Source organism: Kitasatospora sp. NPDC127067, assembly GCF_042724755.1.
GTDB lineage: Bacteria > Actinomycetota > Actinomycetes > Streptomycetales > Streptomycetaceae > Kitasatospora > Kitasatospora lactacystinica.
In genome coordinates this window covers 73,663-99,230 of record NZ_JBHXEM010000013.1, presented here as the reverse complement: position 1 = coordinate 99,230, position 25,568 = coordinate 73,663, and the positions used below count along the sequence as shown (strand labels likewise).

Below are 25,568 nucleotides of genomic sequence, written 5' to 3'. Positions count from 1 at the left end.
CGCCGTGCGGCGCGGGCCCTCATACCGGGACCGGGGTGTCGGTCGGGAGACCGGGGCGTCAGTCCAGCGAGCCGGACAGGCCGCTCGCCGAACGGCAGTACCCCTGCATCTCCTTGTTGGTGATCTTGGCGCAGAGCCGTCCGGCCGCGCCCCCGTCGGTGTAGTTGACCGTGTAGTAGCTGACCAGGCCCTCGGCGCAGGCCTTGCGCTGCCAGCCGTCGGCGGCGGTGGCGCACTGCTCGGCCGCCCAGTCCTCGCGGTCCAGGTTGTACTTCATGGTGCGCGAGCCGACACCGCGGCTGCAGTCCACCGCCCCGCCGCTCGCCTTGCCGTTGAGGCACCACTTGAGGGCCTCGGCGTAGACCTCGGGGTGGTTCGGGTAGTCGTGCGAGGACAGGTAGAAGGTCGGGGCGTAGAAGAAGCAGGCGGACTGGAACAGCGCCGGCTGGTCCTTGCACGGGTAGAGCGGGTCCTGGGCGAGCTTGTCGGCGGGCAGGTTGGCCTTGGCCTGCTCGTCCTCCTCGTCCGGGCCGAAGAGCTGCATGAACAGGCCTTCGGAGCAGCGGATCCGGTTCTGGTCGGTGGGGAACTTGTTGCACAGGTCGCGGGCCTTGGCGACGTCCTGCTTGACCACGAACATGGTGCCGTGGCCGACGCCGTGGATGCAGGGGCCGCTGTTCTTGGGCGCGCAGAGCTTGAGCAGGTCCGTCTCGGGCTGGGCGGAGGCGTTGAGCATCTCCTCGACCGCGCCGTGCAGGTAGCCGGCCGCGCAGGTCTCGTGCGGGAAGGAGATGACCTTCTGGAAGTCGGCGTTGAAACGCTTGACCGCCGCGTGGCCGAGCTCGTGCGCGATCGGGTGGCAGAAGCGCACGGTGTACGGCTTCTCCTTGGTGATCCTGTCGAGGTCGGCCAGGGCGACGCCGGGGTCGGTGGCGTCCATTTCGGCCATCAGCTTGTTGCGCAGCGTGGAGCGGGTCCACACCGCGGGGTCGCCGGTCGGGGTGGCGCTCGCCGGCCCGGCCGCGGCCGGCCGGGCGCCGGTGGCGGGGGCCCCGGGGGCGACGGCGGCGGGGGCCGCGCCGGACGCCGCGGGCGACCAGTCGGTGACGGCCACCGACCCCAGGCCCAGGACGCCCAGGAGCAGGGCGGTGAGAATCGCGAAGACTCGCGGCTGCATGACGGGATCCCCCGGCGGATCGAGGTGAACGTTTCGCTCCCATCCTGACGGCAGATGAGCGGTTAATCCGCGAATTCGCCCGCCATTCGGGAGGTGTCGGCGACGCTATCGCACGGTCGGACCGCCGGGACCGGCGGGATGCTCCCCCTCACAATCACCCGGACGGAGTATGGGGGCGCGGGCACGCGCCACTGCGCCGTCCGAGTGGTGGCACCCGCGCCCCGGTGCCCCGCGTGCCGCCGTTCGGGGCCTCCGGTGTTCTCCTCGCGCCGTCGTTCCGGGGCTCCGGCGCTCACCGCTCCGGTGGTCGGGGCGCCGGGCCCCGACCGTTCACAGCTCCAGCGTCACCTGGTAGTCCGTCAGCCAGGCGTCGAAGTCCAGTGCGAGGTCGACGGCCAGCCGGACGGACTGCGGGTCGGTGTCCGGGGCGAGCGCGTCGGCGAGGCGCCGCCGGTCGAGCAGGTCCAGGGCCGGGGAGGTGCGCTCGGCGGCGAGCCGGGCGAGTTCGGCGCGCAGTTTCGCCGGGTAGTGCGGGTCGGTGGTGACCGGGTACGGGCTCTTCGGCCGCTGGGCGACCGCGTCCGGCAGCACGTCCCGGACGGCGGCGCGCAGCAGGCTCTTCTCCCGTCCGTCGAAGGACTTCATCGCCCACGGGGCGTTGAAGACGTACTGGACCAGCCGGTGGTCGCAGAACGGCACCCGCACCTCCAGCCCGTTGGCCATGCTCATCCGGTCCTTGCGGTCGAGCAGGATGCAGACGAAGCGGGTCAGGTTGAGGTACGAGATCTCGCGCATCCGGCGTTCCACCGGATCCGCCGCCGGCAGGTGCGGGACCTCGGCGATCGCGTCGCGGTAGCGGGCCCTGCGGTAGCCGTCCAGGTCGAGCTTGCGGAGCAGTTCGGCGTCCAGGAGGTGTTCGCGCGGGGTGGCTCCGCCGCCGGCGATGCCGGTGAGGCCGAGGGCCCAGGGGAAGTCCTCGACGGCGACGGTCTTCGGGTCGTGGAACCAGCGGTAGCCGCCGAAGAGCTCGTCCGCGGACTCGCCGGACAGCGCGACGGTGGAGTGGCGGCGCACGCCCCGGAAGAGCAGCAGCAGCGAGGTGTCCATGTCGCCGACGCCGTTGGGCAGGTCGCGGGCGCGCAGCACGACGGAGCGCCGGGACGGGTCGGTCAGGTCGGCGGCGTTCAGCTCGACGACGCTGTGGTCGGCGCCGACGTGCGCGGCGAGCAGCCGGGCGAACGGGCCGTCCTGGGTCTGCCGGACGTCGTTGGCGTGGAAGGTCTCGCTCTGCCCGGCGAAGCCGACGGAGAAGGAGCGCACCGGGCCGGCCCCGGCGGCGCCCAGTGTCCGGGCGGCGAGGGCGGTGACGGCGCTGGAGTCCAGGCCGCCGGAGAGCAGCGAGCAGAGCGGGACGTCCGCCTCCAGCTGGCGGTGCACGATGTCGTCCAGCAGGGCCCGGACGGTGGCGACGGTGGCCTCCAGGCTGTCGCGGTGCTCGCGTGCCTCCAGCGCCCAGTAGCGGCGGACCGACAGGCCCTCGCGGCGCACCCGGACGACGTGCCCGGGCCGGACCTCGTGGATGTCCCGGTACGGGGTGAGGCCGGGGGTGCGGGTGTAGCCGAGCAGTTCGCGCAGCCCGTCCAGGTCCACCACCGGGCGGACGGCGGGGTGGGCGAGCAGGGCCTTGACCTCGGAGCCGAAGATCACGCCGTCCGGGGTGCGGTGGTAGTACAGGGGTTTGACGCCCATCCGGTCGCGGACCAGCAGCAGCTCCTCGCGCCGGACGTCCCAGACCGCGAAGGCGAACATGCCGTTGAGCCGCTCGGCCAGGTGCTCGCCCCACTCCAGGTAGGCGCGCAGCACGACCTCGGTGTCGCTGCGGGTGCGGAAGCGGTGCCCGGCCGCCTCCAGTTCGGCGCGCAGTTCGCGGTGGTTGTAGACCTCGCCGCTGTAGGTGAGCACGGCCAGCGTCCGGCCGTCGTGCTCGGCCGTCATCGGCTGGACGCCGCCCTCGATGTCGATCACCGCGAGCCGGCGGTGGCCGAGCGCGGCGTGCGGCTCCAGGTGGACGCCGCCGGCGTCCGGGCCGCGGCGGACCTGGGTGGCCGTCATCGCGTCGAGGACACCCCGTTCGGCGGTGAGGTCGCGCTCGAACGCGACCCATCCGGTGATCCCGCACATCAGCAAGCCTCCGGTCTTCCGCTTCGTGTTCAGGGGGTCACGCTACGTGCGGAGTTGGTGCCGCTTCAAGGGGCTTTCGGGAACGGGGGTGATCGGGTGGCCGTTCGGCGGTCGAATGTGAAGAAGGAGTGAATCCAGTCTGAAAGTCGTAATGTCTGCCCGATTTCGGGCAGAAACTTTGGCTTCGGCGGGCCCGCCGACCTAGGCTCCTCACTCGTGCCGAGCTCACCCCACCCCCACGAAGACCTCCTCGCCCACCTCACCCGGACCAGCCCGCTCGGGCCCCGGGAGGCGGCGCGGGTCGTGGCGGAGGTGCTGGCGTACTTCTCCGAGAGCACCGAGGACTACGTGCGCCGCCGCCACACCGAGCTCCAGGCGCGCGGACTGACCAACGAGCGGATCTTCGCCAGGCTCGCCGAGGAGCTGCCGCAGCGCCGGGTCTCGGCGCCGGAGCTCTCGGCCCGCCAGCTGCGGCGGATCGTCTACGGCTGAGCCGTCGTTCCCGACCTTCTGAAGACCTCGAAGAGGAGACCACGCATGTGCGGAATCGTGGCCTACATCGGCCCCAAGGATGCGACCCCCTTCCTGCTGGAGGGGCTGGCGCGGCTGGAGTACCGCGGCTACGACTCGGCCGGCGTCGCCGTCACCGGGCGCAGCGGCGGGATCAAGCTCCGCAAGGTGAAGGGGCGGGTCGCCGACCTGGCCGCCGCCGTGCCGGCCCGGTTCAAGGGCACCACCGGCATCGGCCACACCCGCTGGGCCACCCACGGCGTCCCCAGTGACGCCAACGCGCACCCGCACCTGGACAACGCCGAGCGGATCGCCGTCGTCCACAACGGCATCATCGAGAACGCCGACGAGCTGCGCGCCAAGCTCACCGCCGACGGCGCGGTGTTCCGCTCCGAGACCGACACCGAGGTGCTCGCCCACCTGATCGCCGCGAACGTCGCCGAGGGCGTCGAGCTGGAGGACGCGGTACGGGCCGCGCTCGCCCGGGTGGTCGGCACCTACGGCATCGCGGTGCTCGACGGCGAGCGGCCGGACCGGATCGTGGTCGCCCGCAACGGCAGCCCGATCGTGCTGGGCATCGGCGAGAAGGAGATGTTCGCGGCCTCGGACGTCTCCGCGCTGGTCCGCTACACCCGCCAGGTCGTCCACCTGGAGGACGGCGAGCTGGCCACCGTCCGGGCCGACGGCTTCCGCACCTTCACCGCGGACGCCCGCACCACGCACCGCCAGCCGTCCACCGTGGACTGGGAGGTCGACTCCTACGACACCGGCGGCTTCGAGCACTTCCTGCTCAAGGAGATCCACGAGCAGCCCGGCTCGGTCGAGCGCACCCTGAGCGGCCGGCTCGACGAGCGCTTCGCCACCGCGCACCTCGGCGGCCTCAACCTGGACGCCCGGGAGCTGCGCGAGATCCGCCGGGTGAAGATCCTCGGCTGCGGATCGGCCTACTACGCGGGCGAGATGGGCGCGCAGCTGATCGAGGAGCTGGCCCGGATCCCCGCGCACAGCGAGCCGGCCTCGGAGTTCCGCTACCGGAACCCGGTGATCGAGGCGGACACCCTGTACGTGGCGGTCAGCCAGTCCGGCGAGACCTACGACACGCTGGCCGCCGTCCAGGAGGTCAAGCGCAAGGGCGGGCGGGTACTCGGCGTCGTCAACACCGTGGGCAGTGCTATCGCCCGAGAGTGTGACGGCGGTATCTACCTGCACGCCGGTCCGGAGGTCTCGGTCGCCTCCACCAAGGCGTTCACCTCCACCGTGGTCGCCTTCGCGCTGCTCGCCCTGCACTTCGGGCGCATCCACGACCTGTCGCCCGCCGACGGGCGCCGGATCGTTTCGGCGCTCCAGGCGCTGCCGGACCAGATCCGCGAGGTGCTGGAGCAGAGCGAGGCCATCGCCCGGCTCGCCGCCGAGTACGCCGACTCCACCGGCATGATGTTCATCGGCCGGGTGCGCGGCTTCCCGGTGGCCCGCGAGGGCGCGCAGAAGCTCAAGGAGATCTCCTACGTCCACGCCGAGGCCTACCCGGCGAGCGAGCTCAAGCACGGCCCGCTGGCGCTGATCAGCCCCGAACTGCCCACCGTGGCACTGGTTCCGGACGACGAGCTGCTGGACAAGAACCTGACCACGCTCGGCGAGATCAAGGCCCGCTCCGGGCGGATCATCGCCGTCGCCCACCGGCGGCCGGAGGAGAAGCTCGCGGACCACTGCATCCTGGTGCCCAAGAGCGAGCCCGAACTGGACCCGCTGCTGCTCAACATCCCGCTCCAGCTGCTGGCCTACCACGCCGCCGTCGCCCTCGGCCGCGACGTGGACAAGCCGCGCAACCTGGCGAAGAGCGTGACGGTGGAGTAGGGCCCCTCGCGGCGAGCGCCCCGGGAGCGGGGCGCTCGCATCGGACCCGCGGGTCCCGGTCGCTGTGCGGACGGCCGGGGCCCGCGTTCTCCCCTTGCGTGCTTTCAGAACACCGAGCACCCGGAGAGCGTGGTCAGGGTGTCCAGGGCGGCGACCGCGGCGACGGAGTTGCCGGCCTGGTCCAGGCGCGGGCCCCAGGCGCAGACGGCGGCGCGGCCGGGGAGTATGGCGAGGATGCCGCCGCCGACGCCGCTCTTGCCCGGCAGGCCCACGCGGAAGGCGAACTCGCCGGCGGCGTCGTAGGTGCCGCAGGTGAGCAGGACGGCGTTGATCCGCTTGGTCTCGCTGCGGGACATCAGCCGGGTGCCGTCGGCGCGCACGCCGTAGCGGGCGAGGAAGGAACCGGCCAGCACCAGGTCGCGGCAGCTGGTGGCCACGGCGCAGTGGGCGTAGTAGTGCTCCAGCACGGTCTCGACCGGGTTCTGCAGGTTGCCGTGACTGGCGATGAAGTGGGCCAGCGCGGCGTTGCGGTGGCCGTGTTCGGCCTCCGAGGCGGCGACCACCGGGTCGGTGTCGAGCAGCGGGTTGCCGGACTCGCGGCGCAGGAACTCCCGTACCGCACCCGAGGCGTCACCGGTCATGGTCTGGAGACGGTCGGTGACCACCAGGGCGCCCGCGTTGATGAACGGGTTGCGCGGGATGCCGTGCTCGGTCTCCAGCTGCACCAGGGAGTTGAACGGGTTTCCGGACGGCTCGCGGCCGACGCCCTGCCAGAGCGCGTCGCCGCCGTACGCCACCGCGAGGGCGAGCGAGAACAGCTTCGAGACGCTCTGGACGGAGAACGGTCGCTCCCACTCCCCGACGCCGTGCAGCTCCCCGTCGACGGTGGCGACGGCCATGCCGAAGGCCTCCGGGTCGGCGGTGGCGAGCGCCGGGATGTAGTCCGCCACCCGGCCCCGGCCCGCGGTCGCCCGGGCGGCCGCCTCGGCGGCCTCCAGCAGCACCGGCCAGTCCAGGATCTCCCCGCCGGGCACACCGTTCAACGCTTCTCCTCCACCGGCACCGACCGCGGACAGCACCGGGACCGGCAGCGGACACGGGCGGGCCCGGTCGCGCGGTGCGGGGGCGTCCGGTCCGACCAGGATTATCCGTGTTCCGGACGCGGGCCCGGTACGGGGGTCGGGCGCGGGCGGGTCACGGCGCGTTCGTGGGGGCCTGGACGGGCGGGCCGGTGAGCAGGGTGCCGGAGTCCGAGTACGGCACGCCGTTGGGGACGCAGCCGTGCAGCCCCTTGATCTGCTGCATCATCACCGGCGCCGGGGCGCCCGGGCCGGGGCAGTCGACGTGGCCGTTGCCGAGGATGTGGCCGACCTCGTGGTTGACGGCGAGCGCGTGGTACAGCTCGGGCCGGCCCCGGTAGAACTCGGACAGCTCGGTCCAGCGCTTGAGGTTGATGACCACCTGGTGGGTGACGCCGCAGTTCACCCAGCCGCCGGTGTCCAGCCCGTACTGGCCGCAGATCCGGTCGGTGGACCTCGGGGTGGCCAGGTAGACGGTGAAGTCCACCGGGTCCGCGGGCACCCGCTGGAACGAGACCGTGCCGCCGGCCGCCCAACCGCGCCGGACATCGCCCAGGACGGCGTCCACCTCGGCCGCGAACTGCGCCGGGCTCTCCGCGATCCCGTCCTCCACCCGCACCTTGTAGCGGTACAGGCGCTCGCCGGTGCCGAAGCGGGCCGAGCCGCCGGACGCGGTCGTGAACGCCAGCCGGTCCCCGTCCCCGTCGCTCCACGGCTGCCACCAGAGCAGCCCGGCGGTCAGCGCCGCGGTCAGCGCGAGGGCGAGGGCGCCGTGCCGGGGCTTGCAGCGGCGGAGCCGCGTGAGCGCCCTCAACGGCCCGCTCCCGCCGCGTCCGGGTGCGCGCGACAGGGCTCGGCGAGGCGGGCGGACTCGCCGCGCAGGGCGTCGTGGGTCATCGGGAGGGCGGTGGTGTCCGGTCGGTCGTGGATCGGGGCCAGAGTGGACATGGCGGAGGTGCTCCAGGACGGGATCGGCGGGCGAAAGGGTGGTACCTGGAGGAACGGGACGGGGCGCCGCGGCGGTTCAGGACGTGGCGCGCGCCACGGCACGGCCCAGTCGGACGGGAGGCCCGGGCGGTTCCCGGAACCGCTCGATGGTGTCACCCGGGCGGCGTGTCCCTGGGCGGCGCCGTCGGAATCGGGTGTCGTAGGGCGGGCGGGTCGACCCGTCCGGGTCGGTTCGTCGGAGTCGACGCGTCGGGTTCGACCCGCCCGGGTCGAGCCCGTCCCGTCCGGAACGCCATCGGAGGCGCCGTCATGTCCACCACCGCCGTATTCGCCGTCGACGGCATGAGCTGCGGCCACTGCGAGAAGACGGTCAGCGCCGGGCTCGCCGTCCTGCCCGGCGTCACCGACGTCAGCGCCGACGCGCCGAGCGGCCGGGTCACCGTGGCCTCCGCGCAGCCGCTGGACGAGGCGCTGGTCCGCGGCGTGGTCGACGGGGCAGGGTTCACCTTCGTCGGGCGGGCCTGAGGACGGCGGCGGGGCCCGTCGGGTTCGGATGTCGCCGAGGGGCCCCGCCGCCGTGCCGCGGGCCGGGCTCAGCCCATGCTCTTCGCACCGTCCAGCGACTCCCGGATGATGTCGGCGTGACCGGCGTGCTGGGCGGTCTCGTTGGCGACGTGCAGCAGCACCCGGCGGGCCGACCACCGGGCGTCCCCCTCGAACCAGGGGGCCTTCGGCAGCGGCTGGGTGGCGTCCAGGTCGGGGAGGACCGCCACCAGCTCGTCGGTGCGGCGGGCCACCTCGGCGTAGTCAGCGAGGACGCCGGCCAGCGTCTCGCCGGGCAGCATCCGGAACTCGTCCGCGCGGCGGGCGAGGTCCTCCTCCGTCCACTTGGTGAAGTCGGGCATCGCGGACGGGCCCTGCACGATGAACTCCGCCCAGAGCCGCTCGACGTTGGTCACGTGCTTGATCAGGCCGCCCAGACAGAGCTCGCTCGCACAGGTCCGCAGGCCGGCCTGCTCGTCGGTGAGGTCGCGGGTGGTGAAGCGCAGGAAGTGCCGCTGCTTCTCCAGGGCCGTCAGGAGGTCGGCGCGCTCGCCGGTCAGGTTCTGGGCGGCGGAGGTCGTGGTCATCGTCAAGGCCTTTCGTTCGGGTCCTGCTCCCTCGGACAAGAACAACGTTACGGACCATTGCGGCCACTTCCTGTCCTGAATCCCGGGGAGAATCGACGCATGGCGAACACCAGCACCCGGACGCTTCGACTGCTCTCCCTGCTCCAGACCCACCGGTACTGGCCGGGCGACGAACTGGCCGACCGGCTCGGCGTCTCCGTCCGCACCCTGCGCCGCGACATCGACCGGCTGCGCGAACTCGGCTACCCCGTCGAGGCGCAGCGCGGCGTCGACGGCGGCTACCAGCTGGCGGCGGGCGCGGCGCTGCCGCCGCTGGTGATCGACGACGAGGAGGCGGTGGCCCTCGCGGTCGGGCTGCAGTCGGCGGCCGAGAGCCCGGTGGAGGGGGTCGCCGAGGCCTCGGTGCGGGTGCTGGCGAAGGTCGTCCAGGTGATGCCCGCCCGGCTGCGACGGCGGGTGGAGGCACTGCGCGCGGTGACCGTCCCGGTGGACTGGGGGCCGCCGACGGGCGCGGGCGTCGACCCGGACATCCTGACGGTGGTGGCGCTCGCCTGCCGGGACGACGAGCGGGTGCGGTTCTCCTACACGGCCGCCGACGGGCGCGGCACGCAACGGCACGTCGAACCGCACCGGCTGGTCTGCCTGAACCGCCGCTGGTACCTGGTCGCGTACGACCTCGACCGGGCCGACTGGCGTACCTTCCGCCTCGACCGGCTCACCGCCCCCTCCGGCAGCGGCGCCCGCTTCGCCCCGCGCACCCTCCCGGCGGCCGACGCGGCCGAGTTCGTCCGCGCGGGCCTCAACGGCATACCCAGGCCGCACCTGGTGGAGGCCCTGATCGAGTCGCCGGCGGAGCACGTCCGGGCCAGGGTCGGCCGCTGGGCCACCGTGGAACCCGTCACCCCGGACCGCTGCCGGCTGCGGATGACCGCCGACTCGCTCGACTGGCCCGCCATGGCCCTGGGCTCGCTCGGCGCCGAGTTCCGGGTGCTCGCCCCGGACGCGCTGCGGAACCTGCTCGCCGAGTGGAGCGCCCGCTTCGCCCGCGGGTCGGTCGAGGGCGCGGAGTAGGGAGAAGCGGGAGCGGGACGTCGGGCACGTCGGCTCGTCGGCTCGTGGTGCGGCGTGGTGGGGGCGGGGGAGTCGGTCAGGGGGCGATGGCGTCGAGGGTGGTGCGGAGGCGGGTGAGGGCGGCGGGGAGGACGGGGAGCGGGGGTGTGGCGAGGGCCAGGCGCAGGGCGTTGGGGTGGTGGGGAGTGGTGGCGAAGGCGTCGGCGGTGGAGACCAGGATGCCCTCGGCGGCCAGGGCGGCGGCCGCGTGGTCGGGGCGCTGATGGGGTTCGAGGGTGAGCCAGAGGATGTAGGAGGTGGGGTGGGCGGTGGTGGTCAGGCCGGCCAGGGCGGTGCGGGCGACGGCCTGGCGGGCGGCGGCGTCCGCGCGGCGTTCCCGTTCCAGGCGGGCGACCGTACCGTCGGCGAGCCAGCCGGTGGCGAGGGCGGTGATCAGGCCGGGGGCACCCCAGGCCGCCGTGCGCAGGGCGGTGGTGGCGGCCCGGAGCAGATGGCCGGGCAGGACGGCGAAGCCGAACCGCAGGCCCGGTGCCACGCTCTTGGAGAGACCGGCCAGGTAGCAGGTGCGCTCGGGGGCGAGGGCGTGCAGGGGTGGCGGCGGCGCGGCCTCCAGGAAGGCGTAGGTGCCGTCCTCGATCAGGGTGAAGCCGTGGTCGGCGGCGAGTCGGACGAGGCGCTCGCGCTGTTCCGGGCCGAGCACCCAGCCGAGCGGGTTGTGGACGGTCGGCTGGGTGTACACCGCCCGCACCGGCCGGGCGCGGCAGAGCCGGTCGAGCGCGTCGAGGTCCGGGCCCGCGGCGGTGACCGGGACGGGCGCCAGGTCCAGCCCGTGGGCGGTGGCGAGCAGCTTGATGCCCGGGTAGCCGAGGGCGTCCACGGCGAGGACGTCGCCGGGGCGGGTGAGCGTCCGCAGGACGCAGTCCAGGGCCTGCTGCGCCCCGCTGGTGAGCAGGACGTTCCCGGGTGCGGTGTCGATCCCGCGGTCCAGCAGGTGGGTGGCCACCGCGGCCCGGTCGTGCCGGTGGCCGCCCGGCGGGTGCTGGCGCAGCAGGGCTTCGGCGTCGCCGGAGGAGGCGAGCGCGCGCAGGGCCCGCCGCAGCCGGTCGCCCTGCCCGGGGGTGAGCGGCTGGTTGAAGGAGAGGTCGGCCACCCGGGGCACCGGGAGGGCACGGGAGGGTTCGAGGCCGTCGTAGCCGGCGCGCAGCCGGACGAAGGTGCCGCGGCCCTGTTCGCCCACCACCAGTCCGGCGGCGGCCAGTTCGGTGTAGACCCGGGTGGCGGTGGCGAGGGCGATCCGCCGTTCGCGGGCGAGGGTGCGGTGGGTCGGCAACCGTGTGCCGGCCGGGAGCGCGCCGGAGCGGATGGCGGTCGCGTACTCGTCGACGATGGCCTTGTAGGAGGGCGGTCGCACGGGTCACCTGCCGTTCCCGGGAGTGGAGGCACGGGCGTGCCCGGGTGCGTGCCCGAGTGTATCCAGGACAATAAGTGGATTGTCCTGGCCGGGAGTTCCTAGCCTCGTCACATCCAGCAGCGAGGCCAGGAACGGAGCACGCGCCCATGACCATCCGCAGCGAGCGGGACCGGCACGTCGTCACCCTCACCATCGACCGGGAGAAGAAGCTCAACGCCCTCGACTACCCGACGATCGACGCGCTGCTCGCCGAACTCGACCGGATCGACGCCGACGACACCGTCCGCGCCGTGATCCTCACCGGCGCCGGCGAGCGGGCGTTCAGCGCGGGGGCCGACATCCCGTCCCTGGCGGCCAGCGTCGCGGGCGGGCCCGAGCGGGCGCTGCGCGAGTTCGTCCGGCGCGGGCACACCCTCGCCCGGCGGATCGAGGAGCTTCCCAAGCCGGTCATCGTGGCCGTCAACGGCCTGGCCTACGGCGGCGGTTGCGAGATCGCCGAGGCGGCCCCGCTGGCCGTCGCGGCCGAGCACGCGAGCTTCGCCAAGCCCGAGATCTCGCTCGGCTTCCCGCCGCCCTTCGGCGGATCGCAGCGGCTGCCGCGGCACGCCGGCCGCAAGCGCGGCCTGGAGCTGATCCTCACCGGCGACCCGATCCCGGCCGCCCGCGCCGCCGAGATCGGCCTGGTCAACTCGGTCGTCCCGGCCGACGAACTACTGGACACCGCACGGAACTTGGCCGAGCGGATCGTCCGGCACGCGCCGACCGCCGTGGCCGCCTGCCTGCGGGCCGTGACCCGGGGCATCAACCTGCCGATCGACGAGGGGCTCGCGGTGGAGGCGGCGGCCTTCGCGGCGACCGTGCCGACCGACGGCGTCCGGGACGGCATCCGGCGCTTCCTGGACCGCTCGTCCTCCGGCGCGGCCTCCTGAGGCGGGTGCGGGAAATCCGTTGTCCGGTGGCGGTCGAGGGTCGACCATGACGGCATGTCGGATCTCCTCGCCCGCGTGACCGCCTTCCGTGCCGCCTTCGCCCGCCGCCAGGCGCAGGAGGTCCTCGAACTACCGGAGTTTCCCGGGGTGTTCGCCGTCCGGAACACCGAGTACGACCGCTCCGAGGAGCACAACCAACTGATCGTCGAGGGGTCGGGAACCGACCCGGCGGCGCTGCCCGGGCTGGCCGCCCGGTGGCTGGGGCCGCGCGACCGGTACCGCGTCACCGTGCTGGACCAGGAGTCGGGCGGGCGAGCAGCCCCGGTGCTGGCGGCAGCGGGGTGGGAGCGGCAGGGCGAGGTGATCCTGACCCGCTCGACGGACGGCTGCACGCATCCCGAACCGGCCGCGCACCCCGTGGAGTTGGACGAGGTGCGGGAGGCGGTGCTGCGTCAGCAGCGGGAGTGGATCGAGGACGAGGAGCTCGCCCGGCAGCTCACCGACCGCCGCGCCGCCCGGCTGCGCGGCGCCGGGCGCGTGCACTTCCTGGCCGCGCGGACGCGAACCGGCGAGGTCGCGGCCTGGAGCGACCTCTACCTCGAACCGTCCGCCCGGCTCGCCCAGTTGGAGGACCTGGTGACCGGCTCGCGGCATCGCGGCGCGGGGCACGGCGACACCCTGCTGGCGACCGGCCTGGCGCTGGCGGCCGAAGCCGGCATCCCCCGGCTGTTCCTGCTCGCGGACGCGGCGGACTGGCCGCGCGCGTGGTACGGCCGCCGGGGTTTCGCGGAGATCGGGCGCGGCCACTCCTTCTACGGCCGCTGAGCCGCTGCGGCCACTGGGCTTCTACGGCCGCTGAGCTTCTACGGCCACGGAGTTTCGTGCGGCACTCGCACGGCGCCCCGTACGGCGGCGCCGGGCATCATGGAGCCATGGACCGGTACGAGGACCTCCCCGGCGAGGTCAAGGTGATCGACACCCCCACCCTCCTGAGGTTGCAGGAACGGGCGGAAGGGCTCGGCCTCGCCCAGCGGTTGGGTCGGGCGTGGGTGCGGGCCCATGCCGATCCGCAGGGACGGCACTGGCTGCGGCCGGCGCTGTGGCACGAGCTGACCCACCGGCCGGAGCTGCCGAGGCAGTTGCGCTGCGAGGCGGCGCTCGCCGTGCGGGGCGGGGACCGCGTGCGCAGTCTGCTGGACGTCCTGCCGGAAGACTTCGCCCCGCTGCGGACGGCGACCTCCCGGGACAGGGTGTGGATGCCGGTCGGAGGCGTCCTGTCGGCAGGGGACCGGACAGCCCGGCAGGACGAGGGGTAGCGGCGGCCGGTCGCCGGGTCAGTCCCTCCCCGGTCCGACGGCCGGCGGGGTTCCGCGACCGCAGTGGGCGGCGACGGTGTCCGCGAAGGCGCGGGCGAGCGGGCCGAGGTTCTCCCAGTCCCGCACGGCCCAGCCGGCGGTGAGGGCGGGCAGGTCGGGCAGCGGGAGCAGCCGCAGGCCGGGGTGGCCGGGACCCTGCCACTGCGGGAGCGCGGGGACGACGGCGTGGCCGAGGCCGAGTTCGGCGAGCAGGATCGCGGTGTCCCAGTCCGCGACGCTGGTGTCGAAGACCGGCCGGACACCCGACTTGCCGAGCCAGGCCTCGACCTGGGAGCGGGAGACGGAGTTCTGCGGCAGCCCGATCAGCCGGGCGTCCTGGAGGTCGGCGGGCGAGATCCGGGCCCGGCCGGCGAGCGGGTCACCCGCCGCGACCGCGAGCACCCAGGGCAGGTCGACCACCGGCCGCTGGTCGATGCCCCGGGCCGGGACGCCGAGGGTGATCCAGGCGAGGTCGGCCCGGCCGGCGTTGAGCGACTCCAGGCAGCTGCGACTGGAGACCTCCGTCTGGAACTCCAGGCTGACCTGGGGAAAGCGCCGCCGGAAGTCCACCACGGCCGCGGACATGAAGTGCCGGATGCTGGTGGCCCCGGTGGTGATCCGTACGGATCCGCCCTCGCCGCGCGCGAGTTCGGCGATCCGGTGCAGCGCGTGGTCGATGCTGCCGAGCCCGGTGGCGACCGCCGCGCGCAGCAGGCTCCCCGCCCTGGTGGGGACGACCCCGCGCGGGTGGCGCTCGATCAGGGCGAGGCCGACCTCCCGTTCGAGCCGCTTCACGTGCTGGCTGACGGCGGACTGGGTGCGGTTCAGGTCGCGGGCGACGGCGCTGAGCGAGCCGGCCCGGCAGACCGCGGCGAAGACGCGGAGGTCGTCGATGGTCACGGGGACCCAAGATATCGCTTGGGGGTACCCCAGTAAATCGGCGGATTGACTTGGATGTTCCGCGGGATCGATCATCGATCCAGGGCCCAGGGCGGCAACCCGCCCGCTGCCCTCGCCGGCGTTCCGGACGCCGTGGCGGGGGCACGGGCGGGTGTCGACCCGCATCCGCGCAAGGCGATGTGCGCGCCGGTGTGCACATCGATGTTCAGGTTGCCGTTCATGGTGATGCGCACGGTCACGGTGCGCACGTTCACGATGTGCGCGGTGACGTACGACGGGAGGGGGAACGGGCATGCGGTACGCCGATGGTCCGGGTACGCGGTGCGAGGTGTTCGTCGGGGCGCCGGTGGAGCGGGTGTGGGAGCTGGTGACGGACATCGGCCTGCCCGCCCGGCTCAGTCCGGAACTCCACCGCGTCGCCTGGCTGGACGGAGCGGACGGCCCCGCGCCGGGCGCCCGCTTCGAGGGGCACAACACCCGCGCGGGCATGCCCGACTGGCGGACGGTCTCCGAGGTGACGGAGCTGACCGGACCGGCCGGCGGAACGGGACCGGCCGGGCCCGACGGCCGCCGGGTCTTCGCCTGGGGGGTGATGGACGCGGACGGCCGCTACGGCGAGCCGGTGTCCGACCTCGGCGGGGCACTGGCCCGGTGGCGCTTCGAGCTGACCCCCGAGGGCGACGGCACCCGGCTGCGCCAGTCGGTGGTGATCGGCCCCGGCCGCAGTGGCGCCAGCCTGGTCATCGACGCCAAGCCGGAACTGGAGGAGAAGATCGTCGACTTCCGGCTGAACGAGCTGCGCACCGGCATGACGGCCACCCTCGAAGGCATCAAGGCGCTGGCCGAGCAGGGGGACCGGGCCCGGCCCGAGCGCTGATCCCGAACCCGCGGGGCGGGCCGGTCCGGCCGGTCCGGCCGACCGGACCGGCCGCCGGTCGTGTTCCGCTGACGGCTGTCGTGGCTGGTCCCGGTGATGGTCCTCCTGGATCCGACCTACGACCGGTGGGACGCCGAGCAGGACGATCCGGGCCTGCTGCCGGTCGAACTGCCGGGCGGAACGGACGACCGGGAGCAGCCGATCCGCGTGGTGGGCCGTCAGTCGGTCGTCAGTCGGTCGTCAGTCGGCCGGTCGGGCGCCGGGCCGGCGCAGTGCCGCCCGGGCCGGCAGCACGCCGGCGAGCAGGGCCAGGAGCAGGCAGAGGCCGGTGGTGAGGGCCATGGTCGACCAGGGCAGGGCGAGGTCGACCCGGGTGCCGAGCCGGGCGGAGAGGCCGGAGCGGACGCCCGCCAGGGTGACCACCGCGATCAGCAGGCCGAGCGCGGCACCGATCCCGACCACCAGGGTCGACTCGGCGGCCACGATCCGCAGCACCTGACGGCGGGTCGTGCCGGACAGCCGCAGCACCGTGAAGTCCCCGGCCCGCTGGGCGGTGGCCATCAGCAGGGTGTTGGCGACGGCCAGGCTGCTGCAGCCGAGCGACGTGCCGATCAGGACGACCAGGAAGATCCGGACCAGGGCGTCGTCCTCGGAGGTGGTGCGGGAGGCGTACTCGGCGCTGCTCAGCGCCCGGGCGCCGAGCGGGGCGAGGACGGCCGACGAGGTGGCGCCGGCGGTGTAGACGACCGAGGTGAGCGCCGAGGGGTCGTGCGCCCGGACGGTGCGGGTGGTCAGCAGCACGCTCGCGGTGGCGGAGCCGTCGGTGATCTCCGCGACGACCGTGACGTCCACGGTACTGCCGTCCTCGAAGGTGACCGGGACGCGGTGGCCGGTGGTCCAGCCCAGCCAGGCGGCCGTGCCGGCCTTGACCACCATGGTGTTCTCGCCGGTCAGGCCGTCCAGGGAGCCGGAGGTGACGGTCATCCGGGTGCGGGCCCCGCGGAACGCGGCCTCGCTCATCCCCACCGCGCCGACGTGGTCGGTGCCGCCGGCGTAGAGCCGGGTGGGCAGCAGCGAGGCACCGCCCGGTACGGCGGCCACGGCGGCGTCGGAGAGCCCGGGTGTGCCCTGCGGGGTGACCACCGAGGTGGCCTGCTGCCGGACGGTCTCCTCCAGCGCGTAGCCGCCGGCCCGCAGCTGGAACAGTCCGGCGATCAGCACCGCGAAACCCACCGTCACCAGCACCGGAGCGGCGGTCGAGGCGGTGCGCCGGACGGCGGTCACCGCACTCTCCCGGGCCACCGCGGCGGTGGCGCCGCGCAGCCCGGACAGCGGTCGGCAGACCGTACGGACGATCGGCGGGAGGACGGCGGGTGCGAACAGCATGAGGCCGACGATCAGCGCCATGGCCGCGTACAGGGCGTTGTTGATCATGCTGTCGGACTCACTGCCGGCCGCGACCACCACCAGCCCGAGCCCGAGGGCGGTGGAGATCCCGCCGGCGATCCACCGGCCGCGGGTCATCGGCCGGTGCTCGACGGCGGCCTCGCGCAGCGCCTCCAGCGGGGCCGTCCGGGCCGCCCGGCGGGAGGCCGACCAGACCCCGAGCAGCGCGACCACCAGGCCCAGCGCGAAGGAGCCGAGCAGCGGCAGCGCCCGGAACCGTACGGTGAATCCCGCCGGCTCCAGGCCGCCCTCGACCATCAGCGCGCCCAGCGCGGGCGCCAGCAGCGCGCCGAGCAGTACACCAGCGCCGCCGGCCGCGACGCCCACCCCGAGCGACTCGGCGTACACCGTGCGCGCGATCTGACGGGGGGTGGCGCCGATGGTGCGCAGCAGGCCGAACTCGCGCCGCCGCTGGACGATCGCGAAGGCGAAGGTGGAGGCGACCACGAAGACGGAGACGAAGGCGGTCAGCCCGGCCGTCGCGGTCAGGATCTGCAGGCCGATCCAGCGGGTCTTCTCGGCGCTCCTGTCCTCCAGGGCGGTGAGCGCGGCGCCGTGCAGCACCGTCCCGTCGCCGCCCACGGCGGAGGCCACGGCCGCGGCGACGGCCGGGACGTCGGCGCCCGGCGCGGTGACCAGGCCGATCACCCGGACCCCGGGGGCGAGCGCCTCGGCGGCGCGGTCGGACAGGTAGAGGGACGGCGGGTCGACGGTCCCGGGGGCAGTTCCTGACACGGTGCCGGAGACGGTGCCGGAGACGAGGCCGGACACGGTGTAGCGGGCCGGCCCGGCGGCGGTGAGCAGGGTGACCGGCGAGCCGGGTGCCAGGCCCAGCGAGGCGTCCAGCACCACCTGGTGCTCGTCGGCCGGCGGGCCGCCCGCGACGAGCCGCTCGGGCCCGAACGCGGTGCCGGACCAGTTGCGGCCGCGCGGTTCCGGGCCCGGGGCGCCCACCGGCCTTCCGTCGATCACCGGCTGGGCGTAGAAGGCGCGGTCCGGCACGGCCCGGTCCACGCCCGGAACGGCGGCCAGGGCGCGCAGCAGCTCCCGCGTGCGTTCCCGCGACCAGGGCCGGCCCGGGGTGAAGGTGCCGTCGGACTGGTCGACGGCGGGGCTCTGCACCACGACCCGGGTGCCCGCGTAGCGTCGGGGCACCTCCGGTTCGGCCGAGGTGAGCACCAGGGCGGTCATGGCCAGGACCGTCACGCCCAGGCCGAGCGCGACGAAGGTGCCGAGGAGGGACGTCCAGCGGGCGCGGACGGTGGCGAGGCTCAGCATGCCGGGGCCTCCAGGGCGGCCATCCGGCCGGCGATGACCGCGGCCTCGCTGCGGCCGTGCAGCTCTTCCACGATCCGTCCGTCGGCGAGCAGCAGGACGCGGTCGGCGTAGCCGGCGGCGGTCGGGTCGTGGGTCACCATGATCACGGTCTGCCGGTGGCGGTCGACGATGCCGCGCAGCAGGGTGAGGACCTCGCGCGAGGTACGGGTGTCCAGGGCACCGGTCGGCTCGTCGGCGAACAGCACGGCGGGCCGGGTGATCAGCGCCCGGGCGATCGCGACGCGCTGCTGCTCGCCGCCGGACAGCTCGCTCGGCCGGTGCCCGCCGCGGTGGCCGAGCCCCACCTCGGCGAGCGCCGTGGCGAGTTCGGCCCGGTCCGGGCGGCGCCCGGCCAGCCGCAGCGGCAGGGCCACGTTCTGTTCGGCGGTCAGCGCGGAGACCAGGTTGAAGGACTGGAAGACGAAGCCGAGGCGCTCGCGGCGCAGCAGGGTCAGCCGGGTCTCGTCCAGGTCGCCGAGTTCGGTGCCGTCGATCACCACGGTGCCGTCGGAGACCCGGTCCAGGCCGGCCGCGCAGTGCAGCAGCGTCGACTTTCCGGAGCCGGAGGGGCCCATCACCGCGGTGAAGCTGCCGCGCGGGAAGGCGACGGTCACGTCGTCCAGTGCGGTGACGGCGCGGTCGCCGGTGCCGTACTGCTTGGTCACGGCCCGCAGGAGGACCGTGTCGGTCGAGTTCGTCATGGTCCCAGGCAACCCGTCAACGGTGGCGGAGCGCAGGGGCGTTGGGGCGAGAACAGAGGTAGTGCCAGCACCCCTGCGGCGGGCGGTGGGCGGCGGCTAGGGTCGGCAGGGTGATCGCTGTCCGCAACACACTGGAGGCGCTGGCCCAGCGGCCGTCGGCGTTCCTCGGCTCCGTGTGGCCGTGGCGCGCGCTGGGCTTCCTGCTCGCGGGAGCCGTGGTGGGGGCGACGGCCGCCGGGCTGGCGGCGCTGCCGGTGCTGCTGTGGGGCGGGCTGGGGCCCCTGGCGGTGGCGGTCGTGCTGCCGCCGCTGGCCCTGGCGGGGCGGGCGGTGACCGGGTACGAGCGGTGGCGGCTGCGGCTGGTGCTGCCCGGGGCGGGGCCGTCGGGGCGGGTGCGGTCGGGGCGGGTGGTGCCGGGGTCGGTACCGTCAGGGTCGGTACCGTCGGGGCCGCGGGGCGGGGCGGAGGGCCGGCGCGGACGTGCCCGCGAACTGGTCCGGGGGCCGGCGGCCCGGCGCGACCTCGGCTACGGGCTGGTCTCCCTGCTGCTGCTCTGGTGGATCGACCTCGGACTGGTCGCGGTGGGCCTCGGCACCCCGTTGTTCCTGCTGGCCGCCCCGTTCCAGCCCACCGCGAACCCCACCGCCTCCTGGCTCGGACCGCTCGCCGGACTCGTGCTGCTCCCGGTGGCGGCCTACCCGCTGGCGGCCTGGGCGGGGGTACGGGCGGTGACCGCCCGGGCCGTGCTGGAGCCCGCCGAGAACGAGCTGACCCGGGTGGTGGCCTCCCGGGCCCGGCTGGTGGACGCGTACGAGGTGGAACGGCGCCGGATCGAGCGCGACCTGCACGACGGCGCCCAGCAGCGGCTGGTCTCGCTCGCCGTCAGGCTCGGCCTGGCCGGTCTCGACCTGCCCGAGGACTCGGCCGCCGCCCGGCAGGTCCGGGAGGCCCGGGAGGAGGTGCAGACGGCGCTGCGGGAACTGCGCGAACTGATCCACGGCATCCATCCGCAGGTCCTCACCGACCGGGGGCTGGAACCGGCGGTGCGGGACCTCGCGGGCCGCTCGGCGGTGCCGGTGGACGTCGACGTCGCGCTGCCCGGGCGGCCGCCCGCCCCGGTCGAGGCCGCCGCCTACTTCGTGGTCTGCGAGGCGCTGGCGAACGTGGTCCGGCACAGCGGCGCCCGGCGCGCCTCGGTGCACGGCCGCGCGGCGGCGGACGGGCTGGTGCTGGAGATCCGGGACGACGGGGCCGGCGGCGCCGACCCGGCCGCCGGGACCGGCCTGCTGGGCATCAGCGACCGGCTCGCCGTCATCGACGGCACCCTGTGCCTGCGTTCCCCGGCCGGTGGGCCGACCGTCCTGCGAGTGGAGATCCCGTGCCGGCACTTCGGTTAGTCGTCGCGGAGGACTCGGTGCTCCTGCGGGAGGGCCTGGTCTCCCTGCTGGAGCGGTTCGGGCACACCGTGGCGGCCGCCGTCGGCGACGCCCCGGCACTGGTCGAGGCGGTCCGGGAGCACCGGCCGGACGTGGTGGTCGTCGACGTCCGGATGCCCCCGGACAACACCGACGACGGACTGCGCGCGGCCCGCCGGCTGCGCGAGGAGGATCCGCGGCTGCCCGTCCTGGTGCTCAGCCAGTACGTCTCGCAGGGGTACACCGCGGAGCTGATCTCCGCCGGCGACCGGGGCGCGGGCACCGGCTACCTGCTCAAGGACCGGATCGGCGAGGTGCGGGAGTTCGTCGCCGCCCTCACCGACGTGGCCGGGGGCGGGACGGTGGTGGACCCGGAGGTGGTCCGCCAGCTGCTGACCCGCCGGCACGACCCGCTGCAGCGCCTGAGCCCCAAGGAGCGCGAGGTGCTGGCGCTGATCGCGGAGGGCCGTTCCAACGCGGCCGTCGCCCGCCGGCTGGTGGTCACCGAGGCCACGGTGGCCAAGCGGATCGCGAGCATCTTCACCAAGCTCGACCTGCCGCAGGCGCCGGACGACCACCGCCGGGTGCTGGCGGTGCTGAGGTACCTGGGGTCGTGAGGACCGCCGAGGCCGGGGCTGCGGGCGGTGGTGTGGACATGCGTGAGCGACTCCGGACGGGGGACAGGGACCCGGAGATGATAAACAGACTGTTGAATGAAAGGTAGGACGTTTTGCCTGTCGGACAGTATCCGTCCACGGCGCCGGACCGCCTCGGGAACCAGAGCGAGAGCGAGCAGCCCATGACCGCGCCTTCCGTCACCGTCTTCCGGGACGTCCGCCCGTACGGTGCCGACCGGGCCGTCGACCTGGTCGCCGTGGACGGCCTGCTGGCCCAGCGGGTGCCGGACGGGGCGGTGCCGGAGGTGGTCGAGGGCGGTGGCCGGATCGCGCTGCCCACCCTGGTGGACGCGCACATCCACCCCGACAAGACCGCCTGGGGCGAGCCCTGGTACAGCCGGCGCCCGGCGGGCTCGCTGCCCGAGTACGTCCGGGGCGACGTCGACCTCCACCGGCACCAGCGCACCCCGCTCGCCGACCGTGCCCACCGGCTGCTGAGCCACGCCGTGGCGCGCGGCACCCGCGCCGTGCGGGCCCACGTGGACGTGGCGCCCGCGTACGGGCTGGCCGGGGTGACCGGGCTCGCCGAGGTGCGCGAGCGGCTGGCCGGCGCGCTGGACGTCCAGCTGGTGGCCTTCCCGCAGCACGGCGTCCGGCGGACGCCCGGCGCGGGCGCGCTGCTCGCGGAGGCGGCGGCGAGCGGACTGGTCGACGCCGTCGGCGGCATCGACCCGGCGGGCTTCGACGCCACCCCGGCCGAGGGCGGCGACGGTGAGGGGCCCGCCCAGCTGGAGCTGCTGTTCGGCCTGGCCGAACAGCACGGACTGCGCCTCGACATCCACCTGCACGACCGGGGCGAGCGCGGCCTCGGCCCGCTGCGCGACATCGCCGCGCGGACCAGGGCGGCCGGACTGGCCGGACGGGTGGTCGTCAGCCACGCCTTCTGCGTCCCCGAACTGACCGGTGCCCCGCTCGCCGACCTCGCCGCCGAGCTGGCCGAATCCGGCGTCGGCCTCACCACCGTGGCGCCCTCGGCCCACCAGGTGCTGCCGTTCCGCGAGCTGCGGGCGCACGGGGTGCGGGTCGGGCTCGGCTCGGACGGGGTGCGCGACTCGTGGAGCCCGTACGGCAACGCCGACATGCTGCACCGCGCCCACCTGCTCGGCTGGACCACCGACGCCCGCACCGACGAGCAGCTGGCCGACTGCTTCGCGCTGGCGGCCGACGGCGGCGCCGAACTGCTGGACCTGCCGGCCGCCACCCTGGAGGCCGGCTCGCCCGCCGACTTCATGCTGGTGACGGGCGAGTGCCTGCCGCAGGTGGTGATCGACCTGCCGAGGCCCGACCTGGTGGTCCGCGCGGGCCGGGTGGTGGCGCGGGACGGGCGGTTCGCGGGCTGAGCGGCGCCGCGGGGCCGGTGCGGGCCTGTCGATCCGAGGATCGGTCAGCCCGCGCCGACCAGCGTCGCCGGGAGGTAGCCGGAGGATATGCCCAGCTCCCACCCGTGCGCCTGGACCGCGAGGGCGGCGAGGGCGATCGGGACGACCGGGAGCAGGGTGCGGGGCCGGGCCGTCGCGGGCGTGCTGTCGCGGTGGAGGGCGAGGCGGGCGGCGAGTGCCTCCTCGAAGGCGGCCCGGTCGTCGTCCAGCATGACCCGAAGCAGCCGCTGGTCCGGGCTCAGCCCGCCGGGCGCCGCCCCGGCCGCGGCGTCCAGGCCCCGGACGGCGGCCGCGCGCTCGTCGGCGTCCGGCTTGCGCAGCGGGACGGGACCGGGGGCGATCCACGGCGACCGCTCCGTCTCCACGACGAAGAGGTACGAGCCGAGGGCCGTCATCCCGGCCAGGTCCGCGGGCTCGGAGACGGACGTCAGGTCCGAGTGGGGCAGGCCGTCGCGGACCGCGGGCGCGTAGTCCTCGACGAGCAGCGGGCCGAGCATGCGGTCGCGGTGCGGCAGCAGACCGCCGATCAGGCACATCGCGAAGGCCTCCACCCAGGTCGCGGCCGTGGGCGCGAAGTCCACGACCGCACCGAAGCGGATGTCCTCGCTGTCCAGCGTCCTGCCGATGTACGGGAAGGGGACGTCGAAGTCGCCCCGGGGGAAGCAGCCGAGCTGGAGCACGCCGAGGGCGCACTCGGCCGCCGTCCACAGGGCCGCGCGGGCGTCGGCTCCGGTGAGGCCCCCGTCCTCCAGGGAGAGGGCGGCGACGTGGTCGAGCAGTTCCTCGCCCATCGCGCGGACCGACCCGATGGTCAACTCGTCCTCGAGGTCGTACCAGTGGCCGAGCGCCCGGCCGCGGACGTCCCCCAGGGCGTCGCGGATCCGCTGCTGGACCACGGTGTGACGCGTCACTTCCCGCACGTGCTGGTGCCTCCCCGTCGGTGGCGCGGTCCGTCGTCCCGCATAACCGTGCTGACGGAGAGGCACGCTAGCAGCGACCACTGACACCGGGAGCCGGCGCTCAGAGGAGGCGGGCCGCGCCGGTCTCGTGGAGGTGGACCAGCGCGTCGTAGGCCGGGCCGATCGCCAGCCGCGGCAGCGGGTCGCTGCGGAACTCCGTCCCGGCGTCGTAGGTCGGGCGGGCGGTGTCCAGCCAGGAGCGGGTGGCCGGCGGGGCGGAGCGCAGGTCGACGTAGTAGTCGCGGGGGCGCACCCGGTCGAGGACGTACTCGTTCATTCCGGCGGTGGCCGGGGGAACGGTGACCTTCTTCCAGACGGGGGCGAACGGGGAGTCCTTGGTGAGGAACGAGCCGCGGCCGAAGGTGAGACCGATGGCGACGTAGCCCGTGCCGAGGGCGTCGCGCAGGTACTCGCCCTGGGTCCTGGGGTAGAGCTCGGGGTCGCTGCTCCGGTACCCGACATGGCCGTTGTGCGCGGACAGCAGCACCTTCCCGCCGGTGCGGCGCTGCCACCAGAGGGTGTTGTCGGTCATCGCCCGGTCGCGGAGCTGCTGCATCGCGGCCACGTCGGCGGTGTCCTCCAGGTTCACCGCGCTGAAGGCGAAGGTCAGGGCGATGCTCCGGGCGTTCTGCAGCGCCCACGCGTACGCGTCGTCCTCCTTGCCCCCGGCCCCGGCTCCGGCCGCGCGCCCGGCGGCGGTGACCAGCTCCAGCGTCCGCTGCGCCACGACGGCGTTCTGCCGCCGCTCGGCGAGCGGCCGCGTGGTGACGTAGCCGATGGCGTCGTCGAAGGGGCGCAGGCCGGCGTACAGCTGCTCCAGCCGCGGCAGCGACCCGGGGGCGGCCTCGCGCACATAGGCGGTCACCCGGTCGAAGAGCTGGTCGCCGATCGCGGGGAAGTTCAGGTCGTCGCCGAGGAAGTGGACCGGGCGCAGCGGGTGTTCACGGTTGTGGTCGCGCATCCAGTCGATCAGGTCGGCGAACTCCTGGCGCTCCCAGGGCGAGGTGCCCATCGTGTCCTTCACCAGCTGCCGGGCGTCGCCGCCGGTGCGGCCCTGGACGTAGTCGTCGATCCGCAGGCCGCTGGACCAGCTCGTCTCCAGGGCGAAGGTGGTGAACCCCTTCTCCTCGACCAGGTGGCGCAGCACCCGCTGCTTCAAGGTGAAGAACTCGTGCGCGCCGTGCGTGGCCTCGCCGAGCCCCACCACCGTGGCGTCGCCGATCATCGCGCCCAGCGGCCGCAGGTCGGTGGTCCGGCCGGTGGGTTCGGTGGACCGCAGCGGGTGGGCGAGCGCACCCAGTTCGCGGACCACGGTGGAGATCTGACGGTCGGTCCGGTTCGCCTTCTCCGGCTGCTCGGCGTTCGTCGGCTGGTCCGCGCGGGCCGCGGGGGCGAGCAGGGTGGCGGTCACGGCGGCCGCGGTGGCGGTCAGCAGGGCGCGTCGGTCGATGCGCTTGCCGCGCTCCTCGCTGCGTGCGGTCATGTCGGGCTGCTCCTCGGTTCCTCGAACCATCGATCCGCCGGTACGCCGACCGTCAATTCGACGATTCGGGCAGCCGGTTCGATGGGTGCGAACGGTTCGCCGACGAATGCCGGCCAACGAATCGTCGATCACCGAGGGGCGGCGACGCGCTGGGGAACACCACCGGATCCGGCGGGGGGACAACCCCCGGGAGGTCCGGCGCTCCCGGCGGGGCGGGTCGGAGCGCGGGACCACCGTACGGACAACGGAAGCGGAAGACAACGGAGGGCGGGGGCTGCGCGGTTCAGGACGAATGGACGAGGACACGGATGCGGGGCCCGGGCGGCCCCGCGTGCCCCCGTTCGGGGGTGCACGGCGGGGCCGCCGGGCGTTCGTCGGCCGCGGCCGGTTCAGAGCGAGGCGGACCGGTGGGTGGGACGGCCGTCCAGGACGGTCAGCAGGACGGGGAGGTCCGCCAGTTCGGTGGCCGGAGTGGTGAGCGGGTCGGCGGCGAACACGGTGAGGTCGGCGCGGTGGCCGACGGTGATCCGGCCCGCCAGCTGCTCCTCACCGGCCGCGCGGGCGGCGTTGGCGGTCATCGCCAGCAGCGACTCCAGGGCGGTGAGCGCCTGGCCGGGGTTGTGCGGGGCCTGGCTCAGGTTGCGGCTGGGGCGGCGGTGGGGGGCGCCCCCCCCGACCCCCCCCCGCGGGGGGGGGGGGGGCGGCCGGGTGGGCGCGGCCCCCCCTGGCCCCCCCCCCCCCCGGCCGGGGCTGAAGAGGAGAGCGATCC

The 25,568-nt window shown here is 74.6% G+C and carries 25 protein-coding genes; 11 read left to right on the top strand and 14 right to left on the bottom strand.

All coding sequences use genetic code 11. The features are described from left to right. Positions 1-58: 58 nt before the first annotated feature. Both ACFWJ4_RS08245 and asnB read right to left on the bottom strand, forming a co-directional pair. Entirely contained in the window at positions 59-1,177 is a 1,119-nt protein-coding gene (locus ACFWJ4_RS08245; protein WP_380540652.1) for a hypothetical protein, read from the bottom strand. 330 nt (positions 1,178-1,507) lie between these two features. Next, entirely contained in the window at positions 1,508-3,358 is a 1,851-nt protein-coding gene (gene asnB / locus ACFWJ4_RS08240; protein ID WP_359898465.1) for an asparagine synthase (glutamine-hydrolyzing), read from the bottom strand. 216 nt (positions 3,359-3,574) lie between these two features. Between asnB and ACFWJ4_RS08235 the strand changes: the two genes are divergently transcribed. Together ACFWJ4_RS08235 and glmS are read left to right on the top strand one after the other, a co-directional pair. Then, positions 3,575-3,850 (top strand): hypothetical protein, encoded by a 276-nt coding sequence (locus ACFWJ4_RS08235; RefSeq protein WP_359898466.1) that lies wholly within the window; start codon positions 3,575-3,577, stop codon positions 3,848-3,850. Positions 3,851-3,895: 45 nt separating this feature from the next. Beyond that, positions 3,896-5,722 (top strand): glutamine--fructose-6-phosphate transaminase (isomerizing), encoded by a 1,827-nt coding sequence (gene glmS / locus ACFWJ4_RS08230; protein ID WP_359898467.1) that lies wholly within the window; start codon positions 3,896-3,898, stop codon positions 5,720-5,722. A 104-nt stretch (positions 5,723-5,826) separates the two neighbouring features. On the opposite strand, the gene ACFWJ4_RS08225 is transcribed toward glmS, so the two are convergent. The 3 genes from ACFWJ4_RS08225 to ACFWJ4_RS08215 all read right to left on the bottom strand — a co-directional run bounded on the left by ACFWJ4_RS08225 (position 5,827) and on the right by ACFWJ4_RS08215 (position 7,749). Further along, on the bottom strand, positions 5,827-6,738 hold the full coding sequence (locus ACFWJ4_RS08225; RefSeq protein ID WP_380540712.1) for a glutaminase: 912 nt from the start codon (positions 6,736-6,738) through the stop codon (positions 5,827-5,829). A gap of 178 nt (positions 6,739-6,916) precedes the next feature. Beyond that, on the bottom strand, positions 6,917-7,615 hold the full coding sequence (locus ACFWJ4_RS08220) for a DUF3152 domain-containing protein (RefSeq protein ID WP_380540650.1): 699 nt from the start codon (positions 7,613-7,615) through the stop codon (positions 6,917-6,919). Continuing rightward, positions 7,612-7,749 carry a hypothetical protein gene (locus tag ACFWJ4_RS08215; protein WP_380540647.1) on the bottom strand — a complete coding sequence of 46 codons (138 nt, stop codon included), beginning with the start codon at positions 7,747-7,749 and terminating at the stop codon, positions 7,612-7,614. The genes ACFWJ4_RS08220 and ACFWJ4_RS08215 overlap by 4 nt, the downstream gene beginning before the upstream one ends. A 309-nt stretch (positions 7,750-8,058) precedes the next feature. Between ACFWJ4_RS08215 and ACFWJ4_RS08210 the strand changes: the two genes are divergently transcribed. After that, positions 8,059-8,274 carry a heavy-metal-associated domain-containing protein gene (locus ACFWJ4_RS08210; RefSeq protein ID WP_359898470.1) on the top strand — a complete coding sequence of 72 codons (216 nt, stop codon included), beginning with the start codon at positions 8,059-8,061 and terminating at the stop codon, positions 8,272-8,274. A 68-nt stretch (positions 8,275-8,342) separates the two neighbouring features. Here ACFWJ4_RS08210 and ACFWJ4_RS08205 read toward each other — a convergent pair whose 3' ends face one another. Beyond that, entirely contained in the window at positions 8,343-8,879 is a 537-nt protein-coding gene (locus ACFWJ4_RS08205) for a DinB family protein (protein ID WP_380540644.1), read from the bottom strand. A 99-nt stretch (positions 8,880-8,978) separates the two neighbouring features. Between ACFWJ4_RS08205 and ACFWJ4_RS08200 the strand changes: the two genes are divergently transcribed. Beyond that, positions 8,979-9,950 carry a helix-turn-helix transcriptional regulator gene (locus ACFWJ4_RS08200; RefSeq protein ID WP_380540641.1) on the top strand — a complete coding sequence of 324 codons (972 nt, stop codon included), beginning with the start codon at positions 8,979-8,981 and terminating at the stop codon, positions 9,948-9,950. 76 nt (positions 9,951-10,026) lie between these two features. On the opposite strand, the gene ACFWJ4_RS08195 is transcribed toward ACFWJ4_RS08200, so the two are convergent. Continuing rightward, positions 10,027-11,361, bottom strand: coding sequence for a PLP-dependent aminotransferase family protein (locus ACFWJ4_RS08195; RefSeq protein ID WP_380540638.1), 1,335 nt, complete (start codon positions 11,359-11,361; stop codon positions 10,027-10,029). A 146-nt stretch (positions 11,362-11,507) separates the two neighbouring features. Here ACFWJ4_RS08195 and ACFWJ4_RS08190 point away from each other — a divergent pair, with 146 nt between their 5' ends. The 3 genes from ACFWJ4_RS08190 to ACFWJ4_RS08180 all read left to right on the top strand — a co-directional run bounded on the left by ACFWJ4_RS08190 (position 11,508) and on the right by ACFWJ4_RS08180 (position 13,606). Continuing rightward, complete coding sequence (locus ACFWJ4_RS08190; RefSeq protein ID WP_380540636.1) at positions 11,508-12,290, top strand: crotonase/enoyl-CoA hydratase family protein; 783 nt, start codon at positions 11,508-11,510, stop codon at positions 12,288-12,290. A 54-nt stretch (positions 12,291-12,344) separates the two neighbouring features. Beyond that, positions 12,345-13,115 carry a GNAT family N-acetyltransferase gene (locus ACFWJ4_RS08185; RefSeq protein WP_380540633.1) on the top strand — a complete coding sequence of 257 codons (771 nt, stop codon included), beginning with the start codon at positions 12,345-12,347 and terminating at the stop codon, positions 13,113-13,115. 107 nt (positions 13,116-13,222) lie between these two features. Further along, positions 13,223-13,606, top strand: a complete 384-nt coding sequence (locus ACFWJ4_RS08180) for a hypothetical protein (protein WP_380540630.1) — start codon at positions 13,223-13,225, stop codon at positions 13,604-13,606. Between the two features lie 18 nt (positions 13,607-13,624). Here the strand turns inward: ACFWJ4_RS08180 and ACFWJ4_RS08175 are convergent, their stop codons facing one another. Both ACFWJ4_RS08175 and ACFWJ4_RS08170 read right to left on the bottom strand, forming a co-directional pair. Continuing rightward, positions 13,625-14,545, bottom strand: coding sequence for a LysR family transcriptional regulator (locus ACFWJ4_RS08175; protein ID WP_380540627.1), 921 nt, complete (start codon positions 14,543-14,545; stop codon positions 13,625-13,627). Positions 14,546-14,616: 71 nt separating this feature from the next. Continuing rightward, entirely contained in the window at positions 14,617-14,799 is a 183-nt protein-coding gene (locus ACFWJ4_RS08170) for a hypothetical protein (protein ID WP_380540624.1), read from the bottom strand. A 38-nt stretch (positions 14,800-14,837) separates the two neighbouring features. On the opposite strand from ACFWJ4_RS08170, the gene ACFWJ4_RS08165 reads away from it, so the two are divergent. Then, the gene (locus ACFWJ4_RS08165; protein ID WP_380540621.1) at positions 14,838-15,422 is read left to right on the top strand and encodes an SRPBCC family protein; all 585 of its coding nucleotides are present in this window, start codon (positions 14,838-14,840) and stop codon (positions 15,420-15,422) included. A 240-nt stretch (positions 15,423-15,662) separates the two neighbouring features. Here the strand turns inward: ACFWJ4_RS08165 and ACFWJ4_RS08160 are convergent, their stop codons facing one another. Together ACFWJ4_RS08160 and ACFWJ4_RS08155 are read right to left on the bottom strand one after the other, a co-directional pair. Next, positions 15,663-18,146, bottom strand: coding sequence for an ABC transporter permease (locus tag ACFWJ4_RS08160; protein WP_380540618.1), 2,484 nt, complete (start codon positions 18,144-18,146; stop codon positions 15,663-15,665). Beyond that, entirely contained in the window at positions 18,140-18,886 is a 747-nt protein-coding gene (locus tag ACFWJ4_RS08155; protein ID WP_380540615.1) for an ABC transporter ATP-binding protein, read from the bottom strand. Before ACFWJ4_RS08155 ends, ACFWJ4_RS08160 begins: the two co-directional genes overlap by 7 nt. A 110-nt stretch (positions 18,887-18,996) precedes the next feature. On the opposite strand from ACFWJ4_RS08155, the gene ACFWJ4_RS08150 reads away from it, so the two are divergent. The 3 genes from ACFWJ4_RS08150 to ACFWJ4_RS08140 all read left to right on the top strand — a co-directional run bounded on the left by ACFWJ4_RS08150 (position 18,997) and on the right by ACFWJ4_RS08140 (position 22,318). Next, complete coding sequence (locus tag ACFWJ4_RS08150) at positions 18,997-20,283, top strand: histidine kinase (protein ID WP_380540612.1); 1,287 nt, start codon at positions 18,997-18,999, stop codon at positions 20,281-20,283. After that, positions 20,265-20,918, top strand: a complete 654-nt coding sequence (locus tag ACFWJ4_RS08145; RefSeq protein WP_359898483.1) for a response regulator transcription factor — start codon at positions 20,265-20,267, stop codon at positions 20,916-20,918. Before ACFWJ4_RS08150 ends, ACFWJ4_RS08145 begins: the two co-directional genes overlap by 19 nt. A 182-nt stretch (positions 20,919-21,100) precedes the next feature. Beyond that, on the top strand, positions 21,101-22,318 hold the full coding sequence (locus ACFWJ4_RS08140) for an amidohydrolase (RefSeq protein WP_380540609.1): 1,218 nt from the start codon (positions 21,101-21,103) through the stop codon (positions 22,316-22,318). 44 nt (positions 22,319-22,362) lie between these two features. On the opposite strand, the gene ACFWJ4_RS08135 is transcribed toward ACFWJ4_RS08140, so the two are convergent. From ACFWJ4_RS08135 to ACFWJ4_RS08125, 3 genes are all read right to left on the bottom strand, one after another. Then, positions 22,363-23,268, bottom strand: a complete 906-nt coding sequence (locus ACFWJ4_RS08135) for an immunity 49 family protein (protein ID WP_380540606.1) — start codon at positions 23,266-23,268, stop codon at positions 22,363-22,365. Positions 23,269-23,377: 109 nt separating this feature from the next. After that, positions 23,378-24,799 carry an erythromycin esterase family protein gene (locus ACFWJ4_RS08130; protein WP_380540603.1) on the bottom strand — a complete coding sequence of 474 codons (1,422 nt, stop codon included), beginning with the start codon at positions 24,797-24,799 and terminating at the stop codon, positions 23,378-23,380. A gap of 389 nt (positions 24,800-25,188) precedes the next feature. After that, a complete protein-coding gene (locus tag ACFWJ4_RS08125; protein WP_380540709.1) occupies positions 25,189-25,437 on the bottom strand; it encodes an amidohydrolase family protein in 249 nt (82 codons plus the stop codon). Between the last annotated feature and the right edge of the window lie 131 nt (positions 25,438-25,568).